Raw genomic sequence first — 4,269 nt, 5'->3', positions numbered from 1 at the left:
TCGCAGAGTAAGCTACTCTGCGACAGCAAGATGGTACACTTATGCTCAATGCAAAAAGTGAGGTTGACAACATGATTGTTCGGGTAGGTTTTTTAGATAAGGACGAAAACTATATTGCACGGCTTGCAAATTATTATAGTGCACACGCTAATGAGACCGTGCAGTTTGAAATCTATCTTTTCACGAAGGAAGAGGCTTTGCGGAAGCAATTGTCGAGAGGTGGGCGGATGGATCTTCTGGTTGCGGAGGAAGATCTCCTGCCAGAGCCGGAAGAGTACAGCCGTAATATGGAGCTTGCTTTCTGGAGCACGGAGAAACACGAGCAGAAACGAAACGGATATCCGGTGGTCTTCCGTTACCAGAAGGCCAGCGAGATCTTCCGGGAATTTCAGAGCATGGCGGCAAAACGCGGCCATGGAGCATCGAGCTTTGAGATGCAGGCGAATGGACAGGTCGTTCTGTTTATCAATGGAGCAGGTGGTGCAGGCAGCGGCACAGCGGCAGCGGGCTGTGCGGCGGCAATGGCGGCACAGGGGAAAAATACGGTCTGCTTCACACTGAAACAGAATGCGTGCAACGATTCCTTTGATATATGCGGAAGCTCTATGACGGATGTGATGTATGAGATTAGCATGTGGCGTCAGCTGGGCGGCAAAGACCAAGGACAGTTGCAGATGAAATTGCAGAGTATGCTGAAGCAGGACAACGAAACTGAGGTGTATTCTTTCGCACCGTTCGACCTTCCTGTCAGTGCGATGAATTTTGATGCGGAAAGTGTAGAGAACCTGATACAAGCAATCAAGGGTATCTGCGAACGATGTGTCATCAGTGCGGACGGCACGCTCTCCCCGATGCTGCTCAAACTGATTCGTCTTGCGGATTGGACAGTCATCGTCAGTGACAGCACAGCAGAAGGAAACGAAAAGAGTAGTAAACTGCTGGATTCGCTGGAAGCCATCGACAGCATGGACGAAAAATTGATCGTCGGTAAGATGGGCGTAATCTTTAATAGGTTCGGCTCTACGGGCCAAAAACTGGCACTGCCAAAGTATGCAAGTGAACTGGGGACGATTCCACGCTATCAGAATGCGGATAAAAAGCGCATCATCCGGGAATTGCGGATGAGCAGTGTCTACTCCCGGATGATTTGACGACGGTAAGGAGGAACAGATGACAACAGAGGAACTGAAAGACCTTCGCACCAGAGTCTTGGAAGCCATCAACCGGGAGTTACAGCCCACGCGGATGACCGATGAAGAGTTGCTGAAAGCAATCACCTCTTTGGTGGATCGAGAAAGCAGAGGAGATTATCTGCTTCCAATTCAGAAGATGGATACGGTCAACAGCATTTATAAAATGTACCGCGGCCTTGGCGGTCTGCTGGATTCCATCCTTGCGGATGAAGATATCACGGAGGTCATGATAAACGGCCCAGACAATATTTTTGTGGAGCGCAAGGGTCGTTTGACCCGGGTGGATAAGCATTTCAAGGATGAACAGGAACTTCGCCGTGTGATAGATCTGATCGTTGGTAAGGCACATCGTGAGGTCTCGGAAGCAAATCCTATCGTGGATACCCGTCTGGAAGATGGCAGTCGTGTGAATGTAGTGCTTTCGCCGATTGCACTGAGCGGTTCTACTGTTACCATCCGAAAGTTTTCCAAGCAGCCTATGACCATGGAAAAGCTGCTGGAATACGGCTCCATCACCCCGGAGGTTGCACAGTTCCTTCAAAAATTGGTAAAAGCACGATATAACATTTTTATTGCAGGCGGTACAGGCAGCGGAAAAACGACATTCCTGAATGCCCTTTCCAGCTACATCCCTCATGATGAGCGTATCATTACCATTGAGGATTCTGCAGAGCTACAAATTACGCAGATCCCCAATATCGTGCGCCTTGAGACACGCAATGCAACGGCATCTTCGGGAGAAAGCAAAAAAATCGACATCCAGAGCCTGATCCGTTCCAGCCTGCGTATGCGTCCGGACCGCATCATTGTGGGCGAGGTTCGCGGCGCAGAGGCACTGGATATGCTTCAGGCCATGAATACGGGCCACGATGGAAGCCTTTCGACCGGACATGCGAACTCAGCGGAGGATATGCTGAGCCGTCTGGAAACGATGGTGCTGCAGGGCGAGGCGGCCCTTCCGCTGAAAGCTATCCGGCAGCAGATATCCAGTGCGGTGGATATCATGATCCATCTGTCCCGCCTGCGCGACCACAGCCGCAAAACGATGATGGTCAGTGAGATCCTCCCTCATCTGGACGAGAAGGGTGATATCAGACTGAATCCGCTGTTTGAGTTCCGGGAGGACGAAAACTCTACGCTGCAGCATGTTTCGGGAGCGTTGGTGCGGACAGAAAATCCCATGATACAGACGGACAAATGGACACGTGCTGGCTTCCTGCTGGAAGACATCCCGACAGCAAAGTAAAAGTGATTGGGAACAGAGAGGAATGATCGGATGAAAAAAGAACAGAATGCGGAAAAGACAAAAGTCGGAAAGCTCGCCAGAACGAAAGAAAAAGTCTCCCAGTGGACGACGAATCCACTGAACGAAAAGGTTCTGGATTACCACAACTATGAGATGACAAAGAGCGAATCGGTGCTGTATTTCGTGGCGGCATTTCTGGTTGGCGGTGTGGTGAGTCAGTTTTTCTATGGCGGTCTGTTTCAGGAGGACGGTGTGCCGACACTGCTGACGTATATCAGCAATTCGGCGGCCTTTGTAATAGTGGGATTGCTCGTTGGCAAGGTATTCCTTCCTGTGCGCAGCCGCCAGCTGGCAGAAAAACGCCGGGATACGCTGCGGCGGCAGTTCCGCGATATGTTGGAATCGTTGACCGCTTCTTTGGCGGCTAACAGCACTGTGCGCGATGCGTTCAGCACGGCGTATACGGATATGTGTATGCAGTATTCTGATGATGCGTTGATCTCCAAAGAGCTGGATCAGTTCCGCCGTGCAGAGCAGATCAATGTGACACTGGATGTCATGATGGATGATTTTGCTAAACGCAGCGGCGTGGAGGAGATACAGGATTTTAATAATGTATTTCAGGTCTGCTACGGCCCCGGCGGTAACATGAGCCGCGTCATCAACCAGACCCACGATATCATCTGCGAGCGGATGGAAGTGGAGGATGAAATCCAGGCGAAGATCCATGCAAATGAAATGGAGCTGAATATCATTATGCTGGCTCCGGTGCTCATTGTTGCGCTGATGCGTAGTGCCAACGAGACATTTGCACAGAATCTGGCTTCTCCGGTAGGCGTTGCAGCTGTGACAGGTGCATTGGTACTGTTTGCCATCGCCTACATCTGGGGACAGAAAATCATTGCGGTGAGGTAAAGAGGAATGCTGATTGTAAAAATGATTTGTCTGGCGATAGGCACGGTCTTGGCAGTTCTTTTTATCCTGCTGACGATGCGCGGCAAAAAAGAGGACTGGCGCATTGAGGGTGTGCCGGAAAAAGAATTCAGCGATAAAGAACTGTGGGCAGCTGGGTTTGCCATGCAGCAGATGCCGATGTTTTCGATGGATTCGGCAGTGGGCAAAAAGATGATATCGGCCTCGGCTATCCTGCATCCTGAAAACGGTGGGCGCTTTGTGGAATACTGGGCGCGGCTGTACTGGGCACGAACCTTATCAATGTCCCTGCTGGTGCTGGCTTTGGCATTCTGCGCCGCTGTATTCATGGATGGCTATATGCTGTTTGCTGTGCTGGTGGCAGGTGTTGCCATGGTGGCAGTTATTTATTCCAACGGCGCAAATGAGATGAGCAATCAGCTCCAGAAGCGCAGCACGGAATGCATGATGGAGTTTTCCAATGTGGTATCCAAGCTAACTCTGCTGATGAACTGCGGTATGATTCTGAAAGAGGCGTGGTATATCGTTGCAAAAAGCAAGCAGGGCATCATTTATGAGTTGATGCAGGAAGCCTGCCGTGAAATGGACAACGGTATGGCCAGCGCAGAAGCAATCTACAACTTTGGTGTCCGCACTGGTTCGCCGGAAGTGCGCAAGTTTGCAAGCATCATTATCCAGAACATCGAAAAGGGTGGGTCAGACGTGACCGCTGTGATGCGCCAGCAGGCCGATGAGCTGATGTCCCAGCGGCGGCAGATGTTGCTGCGCAAGGGCGATGATGCCGCTGCACAGCTGCTGGCCCCCACGACTATCGTTCTGATTGGTGTAATTCTCATCATCATGGTGGCAGCCATGTCCGGCATGGATATGGCGATTTAAAAGTGGATATAGGCAGAC

General features: G+C 51.0%; 4 protein-coding genes. All 4 read left to right on the top strand.

What is annotated here, in order from left to right; genetic code table 11:
• Positions 1–41 precede the first annotated feature (41 nt).
• Genes J3353_RS15675 through J3353_RS15660 form a run of 4 tightly spaced genes read left to right on the top strand, consistent with a single transcriptional unit; the run spans position 42 to position 4,251 of the window.
• Positions 42–1,151, top strand: a complete 1,110-nt coding sequence (locus tag J3353_RS15675) for a hypothetical protein (RefSeq protein WP_154260392.1) — start codon at positions 42–44, stop codon at positions 1,149–1,151.
• A 19-nt stretch (positions 1,152–1,170) separates the two neighbouring features.
• Positions 1,171–2,439 (top strand): CpaF family protein, encoded by a 1,269-nt coding sequence (locus tag J3353_RS15670; RefSeq protein WP_154260394.1) that lies wholly within the window; start codon positions 1,171–1,173, stop codon positions 2,437–2,439.
• Between the two features lie 30 nt (positions 2,440–2,469).
• Positions 2,470–3,354: a type II secretion system F family protein gene (locus tag J3353_RS15665; RefSeq protein WP_154260396.1), complete on the top strand. Its 885-nt coding sequence runs from the start codon at positions 2,470–2,472 to the stop codon at positions 3,352–3,354.
• A gap of 6 nt (positions 3,355–3,360) precedes the next feature.
• Entirely contained in the window at positions 3,361–4,251 is an 891-nt protein-coding gene (locus tag J3353_RS15660) for a type II secretion system F family protein (RefSeq protein WP_154260398.1), read from the top strand.
• The last annotated feature ends 18 nt before the right edge of the window (positions 4,252–4,269 follow it).

It is taken from the genome of Faecalibacterium sp. Marseille-Q4137 (assembly GCF_017377535.1).
Classification (GTDB): Bacteria; Bacillota; Clostridia; order Oscillospirales; family Ruminococcaceae; genus Faecalibacterium; species Faecalibacterium duncaniae.
The sequence above is the reverse complement of the archived record's forward strand: the minus strand, read 5'-3'. Positions and strand labels throughout refer to the sequence as shown.

Excerpts from the sequence above, each read along its gene's own strand:
- J3353_RS15675 (WP_154260392.1), top strand. The coding sequence starts at position 42 with ATGCTCAATGCAAAAAGTGAGGTTGACAACATGATTGTTCGGGTAGGT.
- J3353_RS15670 (WP_154260394.1), top strand. The coding sequence starts at position 1,171 with ATGACAACAGAGGAACTGAAAGACCTTCGCACCAGAGTCTTGGAAGCC.
- J3353_RS15665 (WP_154260396.1), top strand. The coding sequence starts at position 2,470 with ATGAAAAAAGAACAGAATGCGGAAAAGACAAAAGTCGGAAAGCTCGCC.
- J3353_RS15660 (WP_154260398.1), top strand. The coding sequence starts at position 3,361 with ATGCTGATTGTAAAAATGATTTGTCTGGCGATAGGCACGGTCTTGGCA.